The 22,380-nt window shown below is 66.3% G+C and carries 22 protein-coding genes and 1 riboswitch; of the genes, 2 read left to right on the forward strand and 20 right to left on the reverse strand.

Annotated elements, in window-relative coordinates:
* Window positions 1-466: 466 nt before the first annotated feature.
* From groL to glmS, 7 genes are all read right to left on the reverse strand, one after another.
* Entirely contained in the window at window positions 467-2,077 is a 1,611-nt protein-coding gene (gene groL, locus HMPREF3097_RS05905; protein WP_070758341.1) for a chaperonin GroEL, read from the reverse strand.
* 11 nt (window positions 2,078-2,088) lie between these two features.
* Window positions 2,089-2,388, reverse strand: coding sequence for a co-chaperone GroES (gene groES / locus HMPREF3097_RS05910; RefSeq protein ID WP_041628457.1), 300 nt, complete (start codon window positions 2,386-2,388; stop codon window positions 2,089-2,091).
* A gap of 396 nt (window positions 2,389-2,784) precedes the next feature.
* Complete coding sequence (tsaD, locus tag HMPREF3097_RS09525; RefSeq protein ID WP_083317308.1) at window positions 2,785-5,379, reverse strand: tRNA (adenosine(37)-N6)-threonylcarbamoyltransferase complex transferase subunit TsaD; 2,595 nt, start codon at window positions 5,377-5,379, stop codon at window positions 2,785-2,787.
* A gap of 90 nt (window positions 5,380-5,469) precedes the next feature.
* Window positions 5,470-6,114 (reverse strand): tRNA (adenosine(37)-N6)-threonylcarbamoyltransferase complex ATPase subunit type 1 TsaE, encoded by a 645-nt coding sequence (gene tsaE / locus HMPREF3097_RS05920; protein WP_070758337.1) that lies wholly within the window; start codon window positions 6,112-6,114, stop codon window positions 5,470-5,472.
* Window positions 6,101-7,363: an alanine racemase gene (gene alr, locus HMPREF3097_RS05925; protein WP_246818014.1), complete on the reverse strand. Its 1,263-nt coding sequence runs from the start codon at window positions 7,361-7,363 to the stop codon at window positions 6,101-6,103. The genes tsaE and alr overlap by 14 nt, the downstream gene beginning before the upstream one ends.
* A 10-nt stretch (window positions 7,364-7,373) precedes the next feature.
* Window positions 7,374-8,315 carry an ADP-dependent NAD(P)H-hydrate dehydratase gene (locus tag HMPREF3097_RS09960; RefSeq protein WP_083317307.1) on the reverse strand — a complete coding sequence of 314 codons (942 nt, stop codon included), beginning with the start codon at window positions 8,313-8,315 and terminating at the stop codon, window positions 7,374-7,376.
* A gap of 100 nt (window positions 8,316-8,415) precedes the next feature.
* Window positions 8,416-10,278 carry a glutamine--fructose-6-phosphate transaminase (isomerizing) gene (glmS, locus tag HMPREF3097_RS05930; protein WP_070758334.1) on the reverse strand — a complete coding sequence of 621 codons (1,863 nt, stop codon included), beginning with the start codon at window positions 10,276-10,278 and terminating at the stop codon, window positions 8,416-8,418.
* A 2-nt stretch (window positions 10,279-10,280) separates the two neighbouring features.
* On the opposite strand from glmS, the gene HMPREF3097_RS05935 reads away from it, so the two are divergent.
* Window positions 10,281-11,237 carry a dienelactone hydrolase family protein gene (locus tag HMPREF3097_RS05935; RefSeq protein ID WP_070761531.1) on the forward strand — a complete coding sequence of 319 codons (957 nt, stop codon included), beginning with the start codon at window positions 10,281-10,283 and terminating at the stop codon, window positions 11,235-11,237.
* A gap of 76 nt (window positions 11,238-11,313) precedes the next feature.
* Here HMPREF3097_RS05935 and HMPREF3097_RS09665 read toward each other — a convergent pair whose 3' ends face one another.
* From HMPREF3097_RS09665 to HMPREF3097_RS05945, 3 genes are all read right to left on the reverse strand, one after another.
* Window positions 11,314-11,541: a hypothetical protein gene (locus tag HMPREF3097_RS09665; protein WP_187441110.1), complete on the reverse strand. Its 228-nt coding sequence runs from the start codon at window positions 11,539-11,541 to the stop codon at window positions 11,314-11,316.
* A gap of 83 nt (window positions 11,542-11,624) precedes the next feature.
* The gene (locus HMPREF3097_RS05940; RefSeq protein WP_070758331.1) at window positions 11,625-12,449 is read right to left on the reverse strand and encodes an ImmA/IrrE family metallo-endopeptidase; all 825 of its coding nucleotides are present in this window, start codon (window positions 12,447-12,449) and stop codon (window positions 11,625-11,627) included.
* The gene (locus tag HMPREF3097_RS05945; protein ID WP_070758329.1) at window positions 12,446-12,766 is read right to left on the reverse strand and encodes a helix-turn-helix domain-containing protein; all 321 of its coding nucleotides are present in this window, start codon (window positions 12,764-12,766) and stop codon (window positions 12,446-12,448) included. Before HMPREF3097_RS05945 ends, HMPREF3097_RS05940 begins: the two co-directional genes overlap by 4 nt.
* A gap of 165 nt (window positions 12,767-12,931) precedes the next feature.
* On the opposite strand from HMPREF3097_RS05945, the gene HMPREF3097_RS05950 reads away from it, so the two are divergent.
* On the forward strand, window positions 12,932-13,612 hold the full coding sequence (locus tag HMPREF3097_RS05950; protein ID WP_070758327.1) for an alpha-ketoglutarate-dependent dioxygenase AlkB family protein: 681 nt from the start codon (window positions 12,932-12,934) through the stop codon (window positions 13,610-13,612).
* A gap of 302 nt (window positions 13,613-13,914) precedes the next feature.
* On the opposite strand, the gene HMPREF3097_RS05955 is transcribed toward HMPREF3097_RS05950, so the two are convergent.
* From HMPREF3097_RS05955 to HMPREF3097_RS06000, 10 genes are all read right to left on the reverse strand, one after another.
* Window positions 13,915-14,577 carry a hypothetical protein gene (locus tag HMPREF3097_RS05955; RefSeq protein ID WP_070758326.1) on the reverse strand — a complete coding sequence of 221 codons (663 nt, stop codon included), beginning with the start codon at window positions 14,575-14,577 and terminating at the stop codon, window positions 13,915-13,917.
* 57 nt (window positions 14,578-14,634) lie between these two features.
* Entirely contained in the window at window positions 14,635-14,979 is a 345-nt protein-coding gene (locus HMPREF3097_RS05960; RefSeq protein ID WP_070758325.1) for a hypothetical protein, read from the reverse strand.
* The gene (locus tag HMPREF3097_RS05965) at window positions 14,973-16,106 is read right to left on the reverse strand and encodes a hypothetical protein (RefSeq protein ID WP_070758324.1); all 1,134 of its coding nucleotides are present in this window, start codon (window positions 16,104-16,106) and stop codon (window positions 14,973-14,975) included. Before HMPREF3097_RS05965 ends, HMPREF3097_RS05960 begins: the two co-directional genes overlap by 7 nt.
* Window positions 16,103-16,417, reverse strand: coding sequence for a hypothetical protein (locus HMPREF3097_RS05970; protein ID WP_246818013.1), 315 nt, complete (start codon window positions 16,415-16,417; stop codon window positions 16,103-16,105). Before HMPREF3097_RS05970 ends, HMPREF3097_RS05965 begins: the two co-directional genes overlap by 4 nt.
* Before the next feature lie 209 nt (window positions 16,418-16,626).
* Window positions 16,627-17,967, reverse strand: a complete 1,341-nt coding sequence (glmM, locus tag HMPREF3097_RS05975) for a phosphoglucosamine mutase (RefSeq protein WP_070758322.1) — start codon at window positions 17,965-17,967, stop codon at window positions 16,627-16,629.
* A gap of 166 nt (window positions 17,968-18,133) precedes the next feature.
* Complete coding sequence (locus tag HMPREF3097_RS05980) at window positions 18,134-19,729, reverse strand: bifunctional hydroxymethylpyrimidine kinase/phosphomethylpyrimidine kinase (RefSeq protein WP_070761532.1); 1,596 nt, start codon at window positions 19,727-19,729, stop codon at window positions 18,134-18,136.
* A riboswitch (TPP riboswitch) is annotated at window positions 19,723-19,873 on the reverse strand. (Overlaps the previous gene by 7 nt.)
* A gap of 219 nt (window positions 19,874-20,092) precedes the next feature.
* Window positions 20,093-20,638 (reverse strand): 30S ribosomal protein S9, encoded by a 546-nt coding sequence (gene rpsI / locus HMPREF3097_RS05985; protein ID WP_070758321.1) that lies wholly within the window; start codon window positions 20,636-20,638, stop codon window positions 20,093-20,095.
* Complete coding sequence (gene rplM / locus HMPREF3097_RS05990; RefSeq protein ID WP_015381272.1) at window positions 20,638-21,081, reverse strand: 50S ribosomal protein L13; 444 nt, start codon at window positions 21,079-21,081, stop codon at window positions 20,638-20,640. The genes rpsI and rplM overlap by 1 nt, the downstream gene beginning before the upstream one ends.
* A 454-nt stretch (window positions 21,082-21,535) precedes the next feature.
* Window positions 21,536-21,817 carry a WXG100 family type VII secretion target gene (locus HMPREF3097_RS05995; protein WP_012359627.1) on the reverse strand — a complete coding sequence of 94 codons (282 nt, stop codon included), beginning with the start codon at window positions 21,815-21,817 and terminating at the stop codon, window positions 21,536-21,538.
* A 75-nt stretch (window positions 21,818-21,892) separates the two neighbouring features.
* Entirely contained in the window at window positions 21,893-22,177 is a 285-nt protein-coding gene (locus HMPREF3097_RS06000) for a WXG100 family type VII secretion target (protein WP_012359626.1), read from the reverse strand.
* Window positions 22,178-22,380 lie beyond the last annotated feature (203 nt).

A 22,380-nucleotide genomic window follows, 5' to 3' on the forward strand; every position in this document is an offset into this window, starting at 1 on the left:
CCGCCCCGACCCACTGGCCCCAGCACCCCATCCCTCCCACTCTCTATGTTTTGCAGAGTTTAATGCCGGTTTTTCACGATTTTCCGGCATCAAACTCTGCAAAACGGGGCGAGGTGGCCCCACGCGCCCGGGGCGGAAGCAATACCCAAAGCGAAACCCCCGGGACAGTTCACGATGAACTAGTCCCGGGGGCTACGCGCTCCCAGATTGCGTTCCAGAGCACTCCAAGGTTGCGCAGGGCGCGCCACCCAAGAGCATCCCCCAGGGCGCTCATTTTCCGAGCGCCCAGCGCCACCCCAGAGCACTCCAAGGTTGCGCAGGGCGCGCCACCCAAGAGCATCCCCAGGGCGCGTTTCTAGCGCCACCCCAGAGCATCCTCAGGGCACGCCACCCCAGAGCATCCCGCAGGGCGCTCATTTTCCGAGCGCCCAGCGCCACCCCAGAGCACCCAAGAGCGCCCTAGCAACTAGTGCTGGTGGCCACCGGCGGCAGGCTCAACCTTCTCTGGCTTATCAACCACAGCGGTCTCGGTGGTCAGCACCATGCGCGCCACAGAGGTGGCGTTCACGACGGCGCTGTGCGTGACCTTCACCGGGTCGATGATGCCCTGCTCCAGCAGGTTGCCGTACTCGAGGGTCGCAGCGTTGAAGCCGGAGCCATTCTCCTGCTCCGCGGTCTTGGAGACCACCACTGCCCCATCGAGGCCAGCGTTCTCAGCGATCCAGAACGCCGGGCGGCGCAGCGCCTTAGCCAGGGTCTTCATGCCCACGGCCTCGTCGCCGGCCTCAGCAGCAGCCAGCTTGTCGATCTCCTCAGCGATCTGCACGAGCACGGAACCGCCACCGGCGATCACGCCCTCCTGCGCCGCGGCACGTGCCGCGTTGATCGCATCCTCAACGCGCAGCTTGCGCTCGTTGACCTCGGTCTCGGTCGCGCCACCGACGCGCAGCACAGCCACGCCGCCGGAGAGCTTCGCGAGGCGCTCCTCGAGCTTCTCGCGGTCCCAGTTCGAGTCGGTGTTCTCGATGTCCCGACGCAACTGGGTGCGGCGCTCAGCCACAGCGTCCTGCGAACCGCCGCCGTCGACGATGACAGTCTCGTCCTTCGTGACGGTGATGCGGCGCGCGGTGCCCATGTCGTCCAGGGTGACGGCGGACAGCTTCCCGCCGAGCTCCTTATCGACGACGGTGGCGCCGGTGACGATGGCCAGATCATCCATGAATGCCTTGCGGCGGTCGCCGAAGTACGGGGACTTCACGCCCACGACCTTCAGGGACTTGCGGATGGAGTTGACCACCAGCATCTGCAGAGGCTCGCCCTCGATATCCTCGGCGATGATCAGTACTTCCTTGCCGGACTGGGCGATCTGCTCCAGGACTGGCAGGAAGTCCGGCAGGCTGGAGATCTTCTCGCGGACCAGCAGGACCAGCGGGTTCTCCAGGACGGCCTGACCGGAGTCAGTGTCGGTGACGAAGTACGGGGACAGGAAGCCCTTGTCGAAGGAGAGGCCTTCGGTGACGGTGGCTTCGTCCTCGAGGGACTGGGACTCCTCGACGGTGACCACGCCGTCGCGTCCGACCTTCTCGAAGGCGTCGGAGACCATCGTGCCGATGGACTCGTCGCGGGAGGAGACGGTGGCGACGTTGGCGATCGCAGCGGCGTCGGAAACTTCCTGTGCGCGCTCCTTCAGCAGCTCCACGACCTTCTCGGAGGCGGTGGCGATGCCGCGGTTCAGCGCGATCGGGTTGGCGCCGGCGGCGACGTTGCGCAGGCCCTCGTTGATGAGCGCCTGGGCCAGCAGGGTGGCGGTGGTGGTGCCGTCGCCTGCGATGTCGTTGGTCTTGATGGCGACGGACTTCACCAGCTGTGCACCGAGGTCCTCGAAGGGGTCTTCGAGGTCGATGTCGCGGGCGATGGTCACGCCGTCGTTGGTGACCAGTGGGCCACCGAAGGCACGGTCCAGCACGACGTTGCGGCCGCGCGGGCCGAGCGTCACCTTCACCGCGTCAGCGAGCGTGTCGACACCCTTCTGGAGGCCCTGGCGGGCTTCTTGATCAAATGCGATGAGTTTGGACATGCGTTACCCGCTTACTTTTCGATGACGGCGAGGATGTCGCGCTGGTTGAGCAGCAGGTACTCCTGGCCCTCGTACTTCAGCTCGGTGCCGCCGAACTTGGAGAAGATGACGGTGTCGCCTTCCTTGACGTCCATCGGGATGCGGTCGTCATCGTCTGCCCAACGGCCCGGGCCGACTGCGACGACGGTTGCTTCCTGTGGCTTCTCCTGTGCGGAATCTGGGATCACCAGGCCGGATGCAGTGGTGGTTTCTGCTTCGACGATCTGGACCAGAACGCGGTCCTCGAGCGGCTTGATGTTGACGTTAGCCACGTTGAATACCTCCGTGTATTCCTCAAGGTTTCTTTGTGCCCCCGTTGATTGGGGCTTGGTTCTTTTGTGCCGGTTTGTTTTCCGTGCACAGCCGTCGTCGCGGGTGAACAACTGTGTGTCAAACAACCTGACTAGCACTCTACCCACCCAAGTGCTAAGCCTCAACAGCGCCGGTTGAGTCGGGCTTACTCAGGCTTGCTCGGGCTTGCTCAGCGTGGCGCGATGGTCGCTCGTCGTGTTTCAGTCGCCGGCGCTGCCCCTCCCGTTCCCGTTCTTTGTCCCCCTCTTTTTCTTTGACGACGACGCCACCACCACCGCTGGTCCGTCTGTTTCGGCGGTGGGGTCCGACGCCCCGCCCGGATGGCGCCCCCGCCACCGCTGGCCCGTATCTTCCACCTAGTCCGTGAGGATCGGGACCTCCACCTCGAGGGCCGGGTCGGTGCCGACGGACATTGCGGTCGGTTGGGCGCCTTCACTGATGAGCTGCGCGGCCAAGGCGGCGATCATCACCCCGTTATCGGTGCACAGCGGCAGCGGTGGGATGCGCAGCTCCACCCCGGCGTCGCGGCAGCGGTCGGCGGCCAGCCCGCGCAGCCGGGAGTTCGCGGAGACTCCCCCGCCGAGCAGCAGCACCTTCGCACCGGTGTCCTCGCAGGCGCGCAGTGCCTTGGCGGTGAGCACGTCGGCCACGGCCTCCTGGAAGGAGGCGCAGACGTCCTCCACCGGGATGGCGTTCTCCCCCACCTGCCCGGCGGCTTCGGCGCGCTCGACGAAGCGCGCGACGGCGGTCTTCAGCCCGGAGAAGGAGAAGTCGTAGCGGGAGTCCTGCGGTCGCATCATGCCACGCGGGAAGGCGATGGCCTTGCGGTTGCCCTGGCGGGCGAGCCGGTCGATCACTGGCCCGCCCGGGTAGCCGAGCCCGAGGAGGCGGGAGACCTTGTCATAGGCCTCACCGGCGGCATCATCGAGGGTGCTGCCGAGCTCCGTCATGGGCTTACCCACGCCGTCGACCTGCAGGATCTGGGTGTGCCCGCCGCTGACGAGCAGCGCGATGGCATTCTTCAGCGGCTCGCGGCCCTCCTTCGTCAGCGCCTCGACGGCGACGTGCCCGCCCAGGTGGTTCACCGCGTAAAACGGCACCTCCCAGGCGGCGGCGTAGGCCTTGGCCGCGGCGGCACCAACCATGAGCGCGCCGGCGAGCCCAGGTCCGATGGTCACGGCGACGGCGTCCGGGCGCTGGCCGATGCGGGTCTGCTTCTGCAGGCTGCGCATCGCCGCCCGCATGGTGGGCTGCATGGCCTCCAGGTGGGCGCGGCTGGCGATCTCCGGGACCACGCCACCGAAGCGGGCGTGCTGTTCCATGGAGCTGGCGACCTGGTTGACGAGTTCCTCGACGACCGGGGCGCTGCCTGTTTCCTCTTGGTCACCGGCAGGCGCGCTCATGCGCACGACGCCAACACCGGTCTCGTCGCAGGAACTTTCAATACCCATGACGAGCATGGACTCTGCAGCATCAGTAGCGCTCCCCGGCACGCCCTCCTCGACCTGATCTGGGCGCTTCTCGTCGGGGCGGAACATGGTGAGGGCATCGGCCCCGGAGGGCTGGTAGTAGCCCTTACGGCGGCCGGTGACCGCGAAGCCATAGCTTTCGTAGAGCCCCACGGCCGGGGCGTTGCCGTCGCGGACCTCGAGGTACACCGGCCCGCCGATGACCTGCAGAGGCTCGAAGAGCTTGTCCATCAGCAGCCGCGAGTGGCCCTTGCCTTGCTGCTCCGGGGACAGCGCCACGGTGTGGATCTCCCACTCCGGGTCCGCGGGCGTCCCGTTGAGCGCGATGCCCGCATAGCCCTGCAGCTGGCCTGCCACCCGCAGGGCGACGTAGTAGTTGCGGGGGTTGGCGAGCTCAGCGCGGAAGGCCTCCAGGGACCAGGGGGATTCTTCGCTGAAGAGTTCCTGCTCGATCCGCGCCATCTCCTCCAGGTCAGCCAGGGATGCGCGATCCAGGGTCAGCAGCTCCACTGTGAGTTCAGCATTCGCGGGTTCAGCATCCGCAGGTTCGACATTCCCAGCTTCAGCATCCGCCGCCTCGGCCTTCGCAGCCTCAGCATTCGCAGACTCGGCGCCGACACCCGCTGCTTCGGTCATCGCCCCTTCCGGCGCGGCCTCCGCCGCCCGCTGCTCAGCCTCCAGCCGATCAAAAGCCGCCACATCCTCAGCGGCCGCGGCGAAGTTCACCGCGGCAGTGCGCTCCTTGCGCTTCGGCTCCGCGGCATCCGGCCGGCGCAAATACTGCGCCACCAGCGGGCGCCCCAGCCGCTCCACAAAGTGGCCCTCCCCCTCGAGCCACCACAGCTGATCCGCGCCCGCCAGCGCCAGCCCCTCGGGCGTGGGGTACGCATCCTCCGTGATGATGCGCCAGGCCTCGGTCGCGGCCTTCTCCTCCCCCTCAAGCTTCTCGATCGCACGCGCCACCTCGGCGGTCAGCGCCACCGCGATGGGCTTGGAGCCGTGCTCAGCCAGCACGTCCGCGGGCTTGCCCACCGCGGGCCCAGCGACCAGCCGACCGGCCTCGGTGGCGGTGGCGGAGTACCACTCGCGCCTTCTGGCGTCGGAAAGAACGAGGCATTCCTGGTGACCAGCCGCAACACTGGCAGCGGTGGCGGACAACGAATCCACCCCGAACACCGGAACACCGATCGCGTCCGCGAACGCCGCCCCCGTCGCCATCCCGACGCGCAGCCCCGTAAACGGCCCCGGACCAGTGCCGACGACCACCGCCTCGACGTCCCGTGGCCGCAGCCCCGCCTCCGCGAGGGACTCCTGAATATGCGGCACAAGCAGCTCCATGTGGCCGCGCGGGTTGCGCTGCACCCGCTGCGTGAGCGTGGTCGCGGAGTACTCGAACGTGCCCCAACTGCCCGCCCGACGGTTGACCTCAACGAGGCCAGAAACAACGTAGGACGTGGCGGTATCAATCGTGAGCACGAGCATGGGGTTAGTGTACTACCCCGCGCAGACACGCCTTTCGCGCTCATCCAGCGCACGCTACGACGCCGACGTCCCCCGCGCCGACAGCACCAGCTACTCGCGCCAGCGCCAGTGGACCTCGCGCGGGTCGTCCTCGTCGCCGTCGGTCATGTCGATGACCCCGCCGTCCGCGAGGTCGCCATCTACGACGTCCGAGCCATCACCGTTGACGTCCGCGGTCGCGACGTCGCTGTCATCATCTCCCTCAGCACCCACGGCGCGCATGATCTCCACGTCCAGGACCCGGTCCGCGAGCTCCTCCACGACCCCGCGCCCCCATTCGGCGACGAGCACGGCGTCGTCCAGGTCGGCGTCGATATCCAGGGACTCCAGCGTGTCCAGGACGTCGTCGCGGGAGAGCTGCTCGCCCGGCGCGATGGACTCGGCCACGCCCTCGCCGAGCAGGCGGTAGGCATCCATGTGCAGCAGCCGAATGCCGCGCGCCCCGGGCTTGTGGGTGCGCACGATGGTGAAGGTCGGCGACTGCACGCGCCCCTTGACCGCCAGCCCCTCGGCAATACCCTGCGTGATGGTGGTTTTGCCCGCCCCGAGTGGCCCGGTGAGGATCACGACGGTGCCCGCGGCGAGCTGCTCCCCCAGCTCGCGGCCGATGGCACGCATGTCTTCGGGGGTCCGGGCATGCGCGTTCCCCTTTACCTCGCCCAGGTCCACCCCGCTGCCAGCCTTAGCGTTCGACAACGTGTTCCTCGCCTTCCACGTCCACGACGACCCGCTGGACGCGTGGCCCGCGCGGCATCGTGACGATCTCATAGGGGATGGTATCGGCGGCGGCTGCCAGGTCCTCCGCGCCGGGCTCCCCTGCTGCCGGGTCGCCGAAGATCACGGCCCAGTCGCCCGGCTGCACGGCCTCGGCGGCAGCGCTCTCGGCGGGACCCAGGGCGACGACGAACTGGTCCATGCAGATCCTCCCGACCTGCTGGTAGCTCTCGCCGTTGATGCTGACCTGCATCTTTCCGGACGCCGACCGTGGCACCCCGTCCGCGTAGCCTGCGGCGACGACGGCAGTGCGCGTGTCCTCCGGGGCGGTCCAGATGCCGCCGTAGCTGACGGATTCGCCCTTCGGGACGACGCGGGTGGTGATGACCTTCGCGCGCATGCTCATCGTCCGCTGGAGGGGCAGGACGTCCGGTAGTCCCGGTACGGCGTTCTCCGCTGCCCCGGTGGGGGTTCCGCCTGCCACCGGGTCCACGCCGTAGACGCCGAGGCCAGGGCGCACGAGCTCGTGGTGCATATCCGGGCGGGTCAGCGTTGCCGGGGTGTTGGCGATGTGGTTGCGGGGCACTGCCATGCCCGCGGCCCGGCAGTCGGCGATGGCTTGCTGGAAGCGCTGGTGCTGCCGGTCGGTCACGGCGCGCTGCGTGTCCTCATCCGCGGACGCCAAGTGCGTGAACACCCCGTCCACCGCGATGAGCCCCTCCTTCTCTGCGGCGGCGAGCAGCGCGATGGTTTCCTGCCATTCGGCCGGGCTGATCCCGGAGCGGGACATACCGGTATCGGCCATCACGCCGACCACCGGGCATGCTTTGCCCTGCCAGGAGCGGGCCTGGTCGATGAGGCTGCGGGCGTGTGCCAGGGAGGGCACGCCCAGGGTCAGCTCGGCCTCGAAGGCCGGGGTGAGGTCCATAGCCGGTTCCCACATCCAGGCGAAGATGGTGGCCGGCTCGCCGTCCTTCACAGGGCCTTCGCCGCGAAGTAACAGAGCCTCCGGGACAGTAGCCACCCCCAGCACCGCAGCGCCGTGATCCAGCGCGGTCTGCGCGATACGCAGCGCGCCGTGGTTGTAGCCATCGGCCTTCACGACCGCCATGAGTTGGGCAGGCGCGACGAAGTCCGCGAAGAAGCGGGTGTTGGTGGCCAGTGCTGGAAGGTCGACGATGAGCTGGATGAGCTCGCCGCGACCCGTTGTGTCCTTCGGGGTGTGGGTCATGGCCTTAAGGCTAGTCGCCGTCGGCGTCTTCATGCGCGTGGCGGAGCGCGACGGCGACCACGGTGTGGATGCTCTCCACGATGTCGGACGCCGAGATCGGCGCAACGCCCTCCGGGGTCTCCGCGGCACGGAGTGCCGCCACCGCGTGCACCGCCACCGCGCCCAGGATGCAGTGCAGCAGCGGAGCCTCTTCGGCCGCCGCAATCACAGCACCAGCGATGCCCGCCAGCACGTCCCCGGAGCCGGGCGTGGCGGACCAGGAGTGGCCTGCGTCCACGCCCCAGGCGACATCCCCATCGGAGACGATGGTGTGCCGCCCCTTGAGCAGCACCACCGACTTGGTCTGTCGGGCCAGCCAGGCGCACGCGGTGCGGCGGCGGTCAAAATCCTGGTCGACGGCCGCGGCCTCGGCCTGCTCCTCGTTGCCCAGCGCCCGCGCGAGGGCAGCGAATTCCCCGGCGTGTGGGGTCAGGACGGTCGCCCGGCCGGTGGTGCGGCGGTTGATAATCCCGCGCAGCAGCTGCGTATTCTTCGCCGCCAGCTGCAGCGCCGAGGCGTCCAGCAGCAGGGGTTCGGGCTGGCGCACCAGCCAGTCCAGGATGTTCAGCGCTTCCGGCGAGTTTTCGTCGATCCCGGGGCCTGCGACCCAGGCCTGCACCCTCCCGGCCTTCTCCGGGCGTGGGGCGCTGACCACCTCCGGCAGGGCCAGGGCGATCAGGCGTGGGTCCACGGGGCCTGCGTAGCGCACCATCGGAGCGGTGGATTTCACCGCCGCCTTGAGCGCCAGCAGCGCGGCCCCCGGGAACGTATCGGAGCCTGCGAAAATGCCCACCACACCGGCGTACTTATCCTCCAGTGGTTGCGGGGAGGGCCAGACCTCCCCGGCCGCGACCAGGCAATCGCGTGCGGCGAGCAACTCGCCGGGCGGGGTGTCGTCCAAAAAATTCGGCATGGGGCGAAGCTCCTGTGTGGTGATGGAAAACGTTCCGGGTGAGATGGTGAAACGTGGTGGTGGGTGAAGTGAAAGCGGAGTAGCCCGGGCGCCCCGCGGACTACTCCACGGTGACGGACTTGGCCAGGTTGCGCGGCTTGTCGATGTCCTCGTTGCCGCACTGGCGGGCGATGTCCGCGGCCAGGAACTGCAGCGGGACGGTGGACAGCAGCGGCTGCATCAGCGTGCCGGTGGCCGGGATCTCCAGCAGCCAGTTGGCGTACGGGCGCACCGCCTCGTCGCCCTCCTCCGCGATGACGATCGTCTTCGCACCTCGGGCGCGGATCTCCTGGATATTGGACACGATCTTGGAGTGCAGCACCGGGCGGCCCGTCGGGGACGGGACGACGACGACCACCGGCAGGTCGTCCTCAATCAGGGCGATCGGGCCGTGCTTGAGCTCGCCGGCGGCGAAGCCCTCGGCGTGGATATAGGCCAGTTCCTTGAGCTTCAATGCGCCCTCGAGCGCGACCGGGAAGCCGACGTGGCGGCCCAGGAAGAGCATCGTCTTCACGGACCCGAGCTCCTCGGCGAGCTGCTCGATCGGCTCGGCGAGCTCCAGGGTCTTTTCGATCTTGGTGGGCAGCTCGGCGAGGGTGTCGTAGATGTCACCGATCTCGTCGGGGTACATCGTGCCGCGTGCCTGGGCGAGAGCCAGGCCAACCACGTAGTTCGCCGCGACCTGGGCGAGGAAGGCCTTGGTGGAGGCAACGCCGATCTCCGGGCCGGCGTGGGTGTAGAGCACCGCGTCGGATTCGCGCGGAATCTGGGAGCCGTTGGTGTTGCACACCGCCAACACGCGCGCACCCTGGGTCTTGGCGTGGCGCACGGCCTCCAGGGTGTCGGCGGTCTCGCCGGACTGGGAGACGGCGACGACGAGGGTCTGCTGGTTCAGCACCGGGTCGCGGTAGCGGAACTCGGATGCGACCTCGATCTCCACGGGGATGCGGGCCCAGTGCTCGATGGCGTACTTCGCCAGCAGCCCGGAGTGGTAGGCGGAACCGCAGGCGACGACGTAGACCTTCTGGATGTTGCGGAGGTCGTCGCCGGAGAGGCGCTGCTCGTCGAGGACGACCTTGCCGTCGACGAAGCGGCCGGCCAGGGTGTCGCGGACGGCGGCGGGCTGCTCGTGGATTTCCTTCATCATGAAGGAGTCGAAGCCGTCCTTCTCGGCGGCCTCCTGGTCCCAGTCGATGGTGAACGGGCTGCCCTCGGCGGGGGCGCCGTCGAAGTCCATGATCTCGTAGTTATCGGCGGTGATGGCGACGGCGCTGTCCTGGCCGAGCTCGACGGCGTTCTTAGTGTGGGCGATGAAGGCCGCAACATCCGAGCCCAGGAACATGCCGTCCTCCCCGACCCCGACGATCAGCGGGGTGTTGCGGCGACCGGCGACGATGAGCCCCGGCTCGTCAACGTGGGTGAACAGGACAGTGAACGCACCTTCCAGGCGGCGCAGAACGGCGAGCGCGGAGGCCTTGACGTCCCCAGCGTGGGCTCCCTCGTTGTACTCGATGGCGAGCAGGTGGGCGGCGACCTCGGAGTCCGTGTCCGAGACCAGTTCGATGCCGCGGGCCTCGAGCTCGTCGCGCAGGGCGGCGAAGTTCTCGATGATGCCGTTGTGGACGATGGCGGCCTTGCCGTCGAAGGAGAGGTGTGGGTGCGCGTTGACGTCGTTCGGGCGACCGTGGGTTGCCCAACGGGTGTGCCCCAGGCAGGTGTTGCCGGTCAGGGTGTCGCGGCCGATGATGTCGATGCGTTCGACGAGGTTGCTGAGCTTGCCCTCGGCTTTTTCTACGCGGATACCTTCTGCGTTATTGACGGCGATACCGGCGGAATCGTAGCCCCGGTACTCCATCCTCTGCAGTGCATCGAGCCCGATTTCCAGGGCTTGGTTCTTTCCTACGTATCCAACGATTGCGCACATAAATGGAAACGATACACGCCTGCTTGGCCCATGCGGAAGCAGTTTCTACTAGTGTGAGTTACGTGGCTGATAGTTTGAAAAACCTCGTTCCAAGGCTCGGCAAGCGTGGCCCGCACCGGGTGCTCACCGGCGACCTGAATTTCGCTGGCATCCCGGGCCGCGTGTACACCCCTGCCGAGGGCAAGGGCATCCCGGGCATCGCGTTCGGACACGACTGGCGGGTGGGCGCGAAGGCCTACCACGCGACGTTGCGGCACCTTGCGAGCTGGGGTTTCGCCGTGGCCGCTCCCGATACGGAGCGCGGCGTGCTGCCGAACCACCGTGGCTTCGCCTCCGACCTGGAGACCTCCCTGCAGATCCTGGCTGGCGTGAAGCTGGGTCAGGGCAACGTGACGGTGCACCCGTCGAAGCTGTACCTGGCTGGTCACGGCATGGGCGCGGCGGCAGCGGTGCTGGCGGCAACGGCCCGCGAGTACGTCAAGGACAGCTTTGATTCTTATGGGGACAAGCCGACCCTGGCTGGTGTGATGGCTGTGTACCCGGCTGATGCGAATCCGAGCCCGTATGACGCCGCGCAGCACGTGGATGCCCCGGGCCTGGTGCTCTCCCCTGGTGGTATTCACGCCGCCCCGTCCGGCAACCCGGAGCGCCTAGCCGCGAACTGGCAGGGCGAAGTTGTGTACCGCCGGATGGATAAGGCCTCGCAGGCCGGTTTCCACGAGAACTACGGCCGCCGCCTGGTGATGGGCTCTGGGCTGCCGGAGTTCGCCGCACAAGAGACGGTGCGTGGCCTGATGACTGGTTTCGTGCTGGCTGATGAGTCCCGGAAGTACAAGGCTTTCCGCGACCCTCGCGCGGAACTGAAGGACACGAGCGTGAAGGATCAGCTGGAGCTGTACCGCGAGCTGCCGGAGAACATCGACGTTGAGGAAGCGCTGAGCAACATCCGGCTGGGCTAGCTGGCTGCTGGACGCGCAGGGCTGCGCTCCGGTTTTCCGATGATGCCGGAACTGTGGTGTAGGTTCCTCCGGCCTCTCATCTCCACACATCCAGGCCTAATAGTCCTGTCTCCTCCAGCGGTTTTAAGCCGTCATCAAGGCTGCGCAGCCGGGCGTACAGCTTCCGCAATGACGAACGATCCGGCAACTCTTCTTTCCCGGCGGCATTTTTCAGAACCGTCACCGTACTTATGAGCGCCAGGCTGCCGACCGAGGATCCGCTCGCCCGTAGCCTTTGAAGGCGGCGGGCCTCCTGATTTGCCATCCGGCGTCCCTCTCCGTCATCGATCAGGACGATAATGTCGTTCCCCTGTTCAGCAGCGACGACGGCATGCGCGATGACCGTATCTATTCCAAACCGCTGAGATCCACGTTCACAGGCGGCAAGTGCTGAATCTCAAATTCATCGTCGGGCTGAGGCTTCGGCGCAATTCCTGCTTCGGCGAACTCAGCAAGCAGATCCGCCTCCGGAATGCCACGCAGCGTGGCAATGGTTTGGGCGCTCACCACGCCTTCGATATACCCCTTGGTTGCGCGAGCTAAAAGTTTCTGCGGCGCCCGGATCCGATCTGATTCCTCCTGGAGTCCGTGATAATAGTCACGCCAACCGTATTTCGTCGCCAGGGCGCCAGTGGAGATCTGCTGCCACTTTTCCGTTAAATCAGAATTGATATAACCCGTGTCCCGTAGCGCGATAGCAGCGATCGCTGGCGACACGAGGTAACGCTGCACAACCCGCGAGAGTGTCACCTCTGAGACAGGCTCCTCGGCCCCCAGCCACGCCTTGAGGCCCTCTTGAGGGATCAACAGGTGCCGGGCGAAGGCATCGGCGCGGATCTCTTCAGCTGGACGTCTGGGGCCTCCTCCAACTGGAGATCCTTGCAGGTTTTCACGGAAATCTTCGAAAATTACGTGCCCGAGCTCATGTGCAAGAGTGCTGCGCTGCCGCATCGGATGACGGGTGCGAGCCACACCAATAAGGATGTGTTCGCGCACCGGATCAAACATCGTCAGCCCATGTTCGTCTGCATCCGCATCAACAACCGCGACGTCGTACCCCGTGAATCGCTCGACGAGCCCGACCAGGTCTCCTAGTGGTTGCACGCCCAACCCATGGGCAGTGCGAAATTCTTGGGCTGCCTTTTTCGCTTGGGTCTCGTTCGAGCTGTTCATAGGACCTTCGCGATCGCTTGATCGTCCAGGTAGGCATCCAGCTCCATAAAGTGGAGCAATCTCTGGCGCATTGCCTCCATCTTGGCTCCATTGGTGCTGCGCGCCGCGCACACGACACGTTTCGCAACCCCTTCACCCGTGAGCTGCGCAACGGTGCAGCCAGTTGCATCGGCGATGCGAATTAGCTCCGGCATCTTCACGTTCCGCTCCCCCTTGAGTATGCGATGCACCGTTGACTGTGAAAGTCCAGTACGTGCGGCCAGGTCACGCTGCGAGAGGCCTGCAGAGCTAAGAGCGCTCTCAATTGCCGAAATCATTTCACTCACCCCCGAACCTTGAATCACTTTTAGATTCTTGATTCAAGACTATCGCAATTCCGGCCACAAGACAATAGGTCACGTCGTGAGGTCACTATCCCTTGTTTGATGTCACTTCCCTTTAGCTCGGGCGGGCCGGCACGAGGCGTCCTAGACTGGGGCATCATGCTTTTCGACGACCTCCCGCGTGACGACGCCCGCATCACCCCTGGCGTCGTACACCTTCCGGGATGGCTCGAGCTTGGGCAGCAGGCCGCGGTCGTCTCCCAGCTCCGTGAGATCGCCCGTGAGCTGGCGGGCACCCCGTTGAGCATGAGCCGCCCGCAGCTGAAAAGCGGCCGCATGCAGGTATTCATGCTGCACCTGGGCCGCATGTGGGTGACCGAACCGACGTACCGCTACGTCACCCACGTCGCAGGGCATCGCGTGCCCCAAGTGCCGAAGAACCTCGCGGAGATCGCTAGGCAGGCGCTGACCAGCGCCGGACGCTACGACGCTGCATTGTCCGCCTGGGCGGACACTTTCCGACCCGACATGGCGCTGGTCAACTACTACCCGCCCGGCGCGACCATGGGCATGCACCAGGACCGCAACGAGAACTCGCTGGCACCGGTCGTCTCGCTGTCCATCGGTGATGAGGCCCTGTTCCGCATCGGGAGCACCGAGACTCGCAATCAACCGTGGGATGAAGTGACCCTGATCAGCGGCGACGTCATCGTCTTCGGTGGACCGAAACGCCTCGCCTTCCACGGTGTCCCCCAGACCAGGCCAGAGACCCTGCCCGACGGATGCGGGCTCAAGGAAGGCCGGATCAACATCACCTTCAGGCAGCTGGACGACCGCTAGCTGCGCTTCCCGACCATCGCCTGGTAGCAGCCCAGGCGATAACCCAGCAGGGATAGTTGCCTTCACCTAGCCGAACACGCCCACCAGGCACTCACGTTTGGCGCTTTCAGGGGCAGTGTCGAGGAATTCCTCGAGAGTATGTAGCGTCACAATGCTTAATCGCACAGTTTTAGAGTCCCGCTCTGCGCACATGTTCCGATCTCGGAAAGCTCACGTTCCGGTCAATTTCATGGCATTTTCTGACCACAACGTGAGCTTTCCGAATGTTTGCGCCGGCGAGCGCTCGATCAGATTCGAGTCAGCTAGCAAGAATCCTCTTCTTCGTCATCGAGCCATTCAAACTCCCACTCGTCATCGCGGGGCTCCCACAGGTACTCCCATTGTGCCCTCAGAGATTCGATCTCCCCTTCTGGTGCATTCAACTCCTCGAGAAGATCGAAGAGCGCTTCGAGCGCAGGGTCCTCTTTTTCATTCAAAAAGCGGAAACTCTCGTTGAGAAGGCGAAGAACCTCCGCTGCGATCTTTTCGTCGGCTATTTTGCCGCGGCACGGCACAGCCTTATTCAAAATAGTCTCGGTCAGTGTCTGCTCTTCGTAGGCCGGAGAGTAGGTCACCAAGGCCATTCGCAGCTCATAAAAGAGCGGGTGTTCCAGAAGCTCTGGACGTACCGCGGCAGAGGCGTCCGGCAGGAAGAACTCCAATTCATTCGTTGTGTTCGAGAAATGATGGGCGGCAGCGGCGCATAGGTGCGCACAGAGGTCCCCCGCCCGGAAATCGGCACAACTGCAGTCGCTACAACCAGGAAACATAGCTCCGTCGAGTTGCACTTCCGCACCCCCGATCGTAGTGCGGTAGACGAAAGGGGCAGTATCCCTCAGTTGGACCGGGTAGTCGAGAGCTCGGGCGTTCCGGATCGTCTCGTCCGCAAAGAAAGCCTTGATAAGCGGAGTATCGAAGCACGCCATGGATTCAGAGTAGCGTGGTGAGTTTTCCTAATCGAATGCCGTCTAATCGAATGCCGTCTAATCGAAGAGGTTCGAGGGCACGCACCAGCCGGCCCGCTTGAGGTCACGCTCCGCCAGACCCGGGCCGGGGCGTTCGGCCCCCGCCCGGCGGCTCGCGGTTTCTTCACTATCGACGGCCGTGCCGCTGACCGCCCGGTCCGCTGCCTCCCGGCCACCCGCGGTGCTCGCCTCGAATCCCCCGTGAGTGTTCTTGCCGTCCTGCCCCGCCTGCGCTTGGCGTTCCACGAGCTTCTCCAGGGTGTCCCGGTGCTGGGACATCTCCCGCTCGAAGGCCGTCGCTGCCTCGTCCATGCGGGCGAGGAACTCCCCCATGATCGCCTCGTACTTATCGCGGTCTACCACTGCCCGCTCCTTTCAATCCCCACCTCATAGGTCCGTTCCAGGGTGATCCCGGTGGTCGCGGGCTTCACCGCGGGTGAGCCTCCGGGCTCAGCATTCACCCCACCGATCGCCCCATCGCCGGAAGCATGGAAAGCCTGCTCTGCCTGGGCGGTGCCCGCGCCCTCGGCCAGCCAGATATCCGGGCTCCAGGCCGCCACCTCGGCAGGCTCGACGTCCTGCGGCAGCGCCCCGGAGGTCTCCAGTTCGACGACGGGTGCCTCATCACCCGACTGCCCCTCCCCGCCGTCCGTCGGGGTTCCTCCTGCATCGTGGGCCGCAGAATCACCGTTGCCTGGATCTGCCGCGTCAGCCTCAGGACTCGGGGCTTCCTGGGGCTGCGGTGGCTCCTCCGTCTGTTCCGCTCCGGCTGCCGAATCCTCGGCCCCTGGGGTTCCATGTTCCGGCGAGTCCGTGCCGGCCACCGGCGCGGCGTCCTGCCCCTCCGGGCTGCCCTGAACAACCGCACTGCCCTGCTCCGGCTGCTCACCGTGGCCACCGGCGGCGTCCTGTCCGATCACCGCCTCCAGCACCGCCGGATCGGTGGTGCTGAGCTGTACCTCCCCCTCGCTGCCAGCCACGGCCGCTTCGCAATCTACGACCAGCTGATCAGCCGCCTCGGTGAGCGCCTTGTTGCGGCGTTCCAGCTGCTCGCACACCGCGCGCTGGGCCGAATCCCCCATCGCCTTCAGCAGCTCCGGCGGGCACTCCGGCAACGCGATGCGGGACTGCTCCACCTGGTCCTCGAAGCGGGAGACGATCCGCTCCACCTCCGCGGCGGTGTGCTCACAGAGGTTGCCGATGAGCTCCGTGGCACCCCGGCCGGACTCCGCAACATGCACCAAGCCCTGGTCGTACTGCTGCTGCGCAGCACACGCCTGGGCTAGTTGCACGCCCCCGCAGCCCGCAAGATCCTTCGGGTCCGCCTGGAGCACCGGCGGTGGCGTCCGGAACAGAAGATGGGCGGCGGACTGCAGGGCATCCGGGTCCAGGCCGCGGGTGAATCCGGCGGCGGACTCCGCAGGGCCCACCGGGACCCCGTAACTGGCTAGCTGCTTGATGGCGCGCTCCACGCGCTGCTGTTGCCTCATCGGAGCACCTCAGCGATCGCACCTGCCGCGCTGTGGTCGGCGTCCTCGGCATCACGGGCGAGCTTGGAGGCCGCCCGCGCCTCCGCTGCGACCTGCTCGGACTGGCGTTGCCGCAGCTCATGCAGCTGCGCGAGCACACGCTCGATGCGGTGCCCCTGCGCGCTCAAGCCCTCTCCGAACGCACCGGCCGCGATGTCTGGCCGCTGACCTGCCAAAAGTTGCGACCAGGACTGCTGGTGCCGCCCCAGCAGCTCCGCGTACTCGATCAGCTTCTGCGGCTCCACCGCAAGCGACTTCGACCCCTCAGACACGTCCCCCGCGCCCCCTTCGCGCATCGCGCCCAACACCTACCGGTCGTGGCCGGCACCGGGCAGCAAAAAACCTTCCGCCCTATTAGACAACGCCACGGGGCGAAAGGTTCCCGAAAATCCGAAATCCGCGGGGCTTCGTGGGCACGTGGCGCGAACCCCAGGCCCGGATGCAACGCCTACGCGCAGACTGAGCCCCGGCCCGCGCCCGGCTACACCTCGGCGACGACTGCGGCCAGCTGGCCGGCGATCTTGCGCGCCGTCGCGGAATCCGCGGCCTCCACCATCACGCGGAACAGCTCCTCGGTGCCGGACGGGCGCAGCAGCACCCGGCCGGTCTCGCCGAGCTCCTCCTCCGCCTTCGCGATGGCCTGCTTCACCCGCTCGTCACCAGCGATCGCGGCCTTGTTGGACACCGGCACGTTAATCAGCGTCTGCGGCAACACCTGCATCGCGGACGCCAGCTCCGCCAGCGTCTTGCCCGTCGTCGCCATCCGCGCCATCAGGAACAGCCCCGTGAGCAGACCGTCCCCGGTCGTGCCGTGCTCCGGGATCACGATGTGGCCGGACTGCTCGCCACCCAGGGAGTAATCCCCAGCGCGCAGGTCCTCCACCACATAACGGTCGCCCACCTGCGTCTGCCGCAGCGTGATGCCGTTGCGCTCCATCGCCAGCTTCAGCCCGAGGTTGGACATCACCGTCGCGACCAGCGTGTTGCGCTTCAGCTCACCGCCGTCCTTCATCGACAGCGCGAGGACGGCCATGATCTGGTCCCCGTCAACGACGTTGCCCTGCGCGTCCACGGCGAGGCAGCGGTCGGCGTCGCCGTCGTGCGCCAGGCCCAGGTCCGCACCATGCTCGACGACAGCCTTCTGCAGCTGGTCGATGTGCGTGGAACCAACACCGTCGTTGATGTTGTAGCCATTCGGCTTATTCGACACGGCGACGACCTCCGCGCCCGCGGCCCCGTAGGCCATCGGGGCGGCCTGGTACGCCGCGCCGTGGGCGCAGTCCACCACGACCTTGATGCCGTCCAGGCGGGTGTGCACCGCCTGCTGCAAGTGGTGCAGGTAGCGGTCCAGCGCGCTGTGGGACTGGTCGAAAACCCGGCCGATGGCCGCACCGGTGGGGCCTTCCTCCGGCAGCTTGCCCATCTCCTGCTCGATCTCGTCCTCGATCCAGTCCTCGAGCTTGCGCCCACCGATGGCGAAGAACTTGATGCCGTTATCCGGCATCGGATTGTGGCTCGCGGAGACCATAACCCCCATGTCGGAGCCATAATCATCGGTCAGGAACGCAACCGCCGGGGTAGGCAGCACGCCCACGTCCAGCACGTCCACCCCCTGCGAAGCCAAGCCCGCGGACAGGGCGGCAGTCAGCATCTCCCCGGACACGCGCGGGTCCCGGCCGATGATCGCGGTCGGGCGGCGGTCGGTGGACTTCTTTTCCGTCAGTACCCGGGCCGCCGCCGCACCCAGCCGCATAGCCAGCGGGGCAGTCAGCTTCTCGTTAGCAAGGCCACGGACACCGTCGGTTCCGAACAATCTTCCCATGGCTCAATAGCTTACAAGAGGCCTGCGACACCACCGGGTTGCGGCGCGAGCGGGTGCGGTGGCGCGCCAAAGGGCGGGCCCTAACCAGCAGGGACGTCCCCGTCGAAAGCTAAGCGGAAGGGACGGACGTCATCGTCCACACTGTGGGGACGAGCGCCACCGCCTGCTACCAGCGGCGATCCGCCTGGTCGAAGAACTCCCGCTCGTAAACCGCAGCGTTGAGATACGCGGACGTCGCCGCCTCCCGCTCCGCCTCGCTCGCCGCCTCGAAGGCTGCCTCGGTGCGCTGGATCGCCTCCCGCGCCCCGGAGAGGAACTCCTCGTCAGCGTAAGTATCCAGCCACGCCTTAAACGGGTGGCCGCTGTGGTTCGCCCGCGTCAGCTCCAGGCCGATCTCCGCATACAGCCAGAAGCACGGCAGCACCCCGGCAACACCGCACACATACGGCTCCACGGCGGCTGTCGCGACCAGGAAGTTCGTGTACGCGAGCGTGACCGGGGAGGGCGCGACCGGGTTAGCGGACGCGTCCTCGATGCCACGACCCGCCAGCCAGGAGCGGTGCAGCTCCGCCTCTCCCTCGATGCAGCCGGCCGCGGAATTCGCCCACATCACCTGGCCCGCCGAATCCGGGGCCTTGGTGGACAGCTCCGCCAGCGCGCGCGAGTAGCGGTTCAGGTACAGGGCGTCCTGGGCGAGGTAGAAGTTGAAATCCTCCTCCGGCAGCCGCCCGGAAGCCAGCCCACGGATGAACGGCAGCTCCATGATCTCCTGCCACACCTGGCCCGTCAGCTCCCACAGGCGGCGGGTGTGCGGGCCCGCCGGTTCCAGGTGCGGGGTCGGGGCGGCGGCGTAGCCCTGACCTTCCGGCAGCTCGCCGCGCAGGTGCGGCCAGATCTCGCTGCTCGCGACCTGCTCCAGCCGACGGGAACGATGACTGTGATCGACGGGGCCGAAGCCGGTGCCGTCGCCGACCTGCAGCTGCTCGCCGTTCTCGATCGCCTCGTGCAGCCAGCGGGTCGACCAGCGCAACGCGGCCCCGGCGTCCTCACCGAGCCCCATGCGGGTAGCCAGCGCCGAGGAGAGGCTGCAGCCGGTGCCGTGGGTATTGCGCGTATCGATGCGGTAGGTCGGCACGCGGTCGACCCGCCCGTCCGGGTACACGACGGCGTTGTCCGCGCGCTCCCCGCTGAGGTGGCCGCCCTTGACGATGACGATGGTGCCGTTCTCCCGCGCGAGCGGCTGCGCTTGGGCGACGGCGGCGTCGTAGTCGGTGGCGGCGTCCTTCCCAGTCAGGACGGCGAGTTCTGGGACGTTCGGGGTGATGACGTCCACGTCCGCGACCAGGCCGCGCACCGCTTCTTCCGCGTCCTCTTCCAGCAGGCGGTGACCGGAGCTGGAGACCATGACCGGGTCGAGGACGACGACGGGCGCCCGGTTGTCGCGCAGCGCCTCCCGGACGAGGGCGACGGTCGCGGCGTCGCCGAGCATGCCGATCTTGATGGCGTCGACGGTGACGTCCCCGAAGACGGAGTCGAATTGCTTGCGGACGAAGTCGTGGTCGATCTCCGCGATGGCCTGCACGCCGTGGGTGTTCTGGGAGACCAGGGCGGTGACGACGGACATGCCGAAGCCGCCGGCTGCTGCGATGGACTTCAGGTCCGCGGTCTGGCCCGCGCCGCCTGTGGGGTCGGTGCCCGCGATGGAGAGCACGCGCGGGATCGCGGGGGTTGGGTTGGCGGTGGGCAGATTCGAGTTGTGCATTGTGCGAGCATCCCTTCGCTAGTACGAACTAGATCAGGTTCTTAGGGTGTGTTCTCAGCGGCCTCGGTGGCGGGTGGCGAGTGTCTGCCACCTGCGCATTTGCGCGGATTGCGCGCGTGCGGGGCCGCACCCCTTGCGTTATTTTTGACCTGTGGCTCCACAGCCTAGCAACTGCAGTGCTGGGGTTGGCGTGAGGCCAGCCCCGCAGCTGGAGTCGGCCCGTTTCAGCGCCCAGGGCGGCTCGCGCACCCATGCCCCCGTCTGCCCCTGGGCCGGCATCCGTACCTCCCCCAGGAACGCCGAAACCCCCGACCGGCCGACAAAGCCGATGCGGGGGTGTGGGGCAGTAAAACCGGTGAAGGTTTAGCGCTTGGAGTACTGCGGGGCACGACGTGCACCGTGCAGACCTGCCTTCTTACGCTCGACAGCACGAGCGTCGCGGGTCAGGAAGCCAGCCTTCTTCAGCTGGGTGCGCTCCTCCGGGTTGTACTTGTTCAGGGCGCGGGCGATAGCCAGACGCATCGCACCAGCCTGGCCGGACGGGCCGCCGCCGGACAGGGTTGCCTGGATGTCGAACTGGTTCTCGCGCTCCAGCAGGACCAGTGGGTCCTTGATGAGCTGCTCGTGGAGCTTGTTCGGGAAGTAGTCCTCCAGTGCGCGGCCGTTGCAGGTGATCTGGCCGGAGCCCTCAACCATGCGGACGCGGACGATGGCGCGCTTACGGCGACCAACGGTCTGGATCGGGCCCTCGTACAGCGGAGCAGCCGGTGCGGCCTCTTCGGCCTCCTGGCCCTCAACGTTGAGGGAGTCACCGATGGATGCCACGAACTCCTCGTTGGCAGCGTCGGTGGAGGTGTACTGTGCGGCCTCGTTCTCGAAGGCCTCGGTGTTGTCGAAGTTCTCAGCCATTACTGTGCCACCTGCTTGATCTCGTAGGTCTCTGGCTTCTGAGCAGCGTACGGGTGCTCGGAGCCGGCGAAGACGCGAAGCTTCTTAACGGAAGCGTTGGACAGCTTGTTCTGCGGCATCATGCCACGGACAGCCTCTTCGATGACGCGCTCTGGGTTCAGCTCCAGGGAACGGCCCAGGGTCATGGACTTCAGGCCACCTGGGTAGCCAGAGTGGCGGTAGCGCATCTCGCGGTCACGCTTGTTGGAGGAGATGTGAACCTTGTCGGCGTTGATGATGATGACGTTGTCGCCGCAGTCAACGTTCGGCGCGAAGGTCGGCTTGCCCTTGCCGCGCAGCAGGTCAGCTGCGGTGACGGCCAGGCGACCCAGCACCACGTCAGTGGCGTCGATGACGTACCACTTACGGGTAATGTCACCGCTCTTCGGGTGGAAAGTAGTCACGTTGGACTCCTGTAGGTCGAATCGGAACTGCCAGCCAGAGCTGCGCTCGAGCGCGGTCAATGTACTGCTCAGAGGCAGTTTCTTCCGCTGCTCAAGGATCCTCGGCGGCCGGTGGAGACCCGAGGACACGTTATGCAACCTTTAATACCCTAGCTATCCGCAGCTCATACGCCAAATTTTGGGACGTCGCTACGCCCGCCTCCTGGCCCGCCAGCCGAGCGCCTCATGGCCACGCAGGGCGCGATTCGCGGTGACACTGGGCACGGCGACGTCCTCCTCTTGAACGACCCGTGCCCGGGAAAACGGTGGTGTCCTGTCCCTTGCCCACGCGCTCTTCACTGCACCCCCACGCACGGCAACACCCCGCAGGGACAGTTCCCCACGGGGTGCGTGCGCAGCCGTTCAGGCTTCCAAGCGCTTCGGCCGGTTCAGCTGATCGGGCTGGTGTGGTCAGTTACGCCCAGCTGCGGGCCGCCGAGGTGTTGATCTGGCTCATGCGATCGTTGGCCTGGCGGACCGTCACGCTGATCTGACCGAGCACCTCGTTGAGCTCAGCGGCCGCACGGTCCCAGCGCAGCTGCGCCTGCTGGTAGGCCTCGGAGGATTCGCCCTCCCAGTCCGCAACCAGTGGCTGCAGCTGCTGCTTGAGATCCTCCAGATTGCCGTTGATCCGCCCCCGGGTCTGGTTAATATCGTCGGCTGTCTGCGCGATCATGCCGAAGTTGTACTTGATCATTGTTCTCAAATCCCCCCTGGATTTTCTCTGTGCGGTGCGGCCTCTGTTGCGGAAGCGGCCGCATCAGTCGCTGGTTTAGCGGAATGCCTGCATGTTCTCGAGCTCGGTGTCGTCGAAGGAGCGTGCGTTGGCCCGGATGTTCTCGGAGATGCTGTTCAGCGCCTCGCTGAGCTCCCGGGCGCTGGTGTTCCACCGCTCCATCAGGTTCTGGAATGCCCCCTGCGCCTGGCCACGCCACACGCCTGAGGTTTCCGCGACGATACCCTGTAGCCGGGACAGCTCCCCCTGGATGCTGGCGTTGACCTGGTCAACGTTGCTGGCCGCCCCGGTCATCGTTGCGACATCTGTCCTAAAACTCATGTTCCCTCCCCATGTTTTCGCGAACCGGTTATCGGTCCGTCAGAAGTATTAGACAACTAACGGGCCCAAAAGGTTCCCGGTTTCCCAAAAATCCTTTAAATTCCTCGCGCTGCCTGCCCACTCCCCCGCGTTCCCCTGCGTTCCGGCCCATCCCTCTCCTCCCCACCCCCTGCGTTCCTGTGCCCCGCGTATTCCCCTCGCGT

Origin of the sequence: Corynebacterium sp. HMSC27B11, from assembly GCF_001815985.1 — a bacterium.
GTDB lineage: Bacteria > Actinomycetota > Actinomycetes > Mycobacteriales > Mycobacteriaceae > Corynebacterium.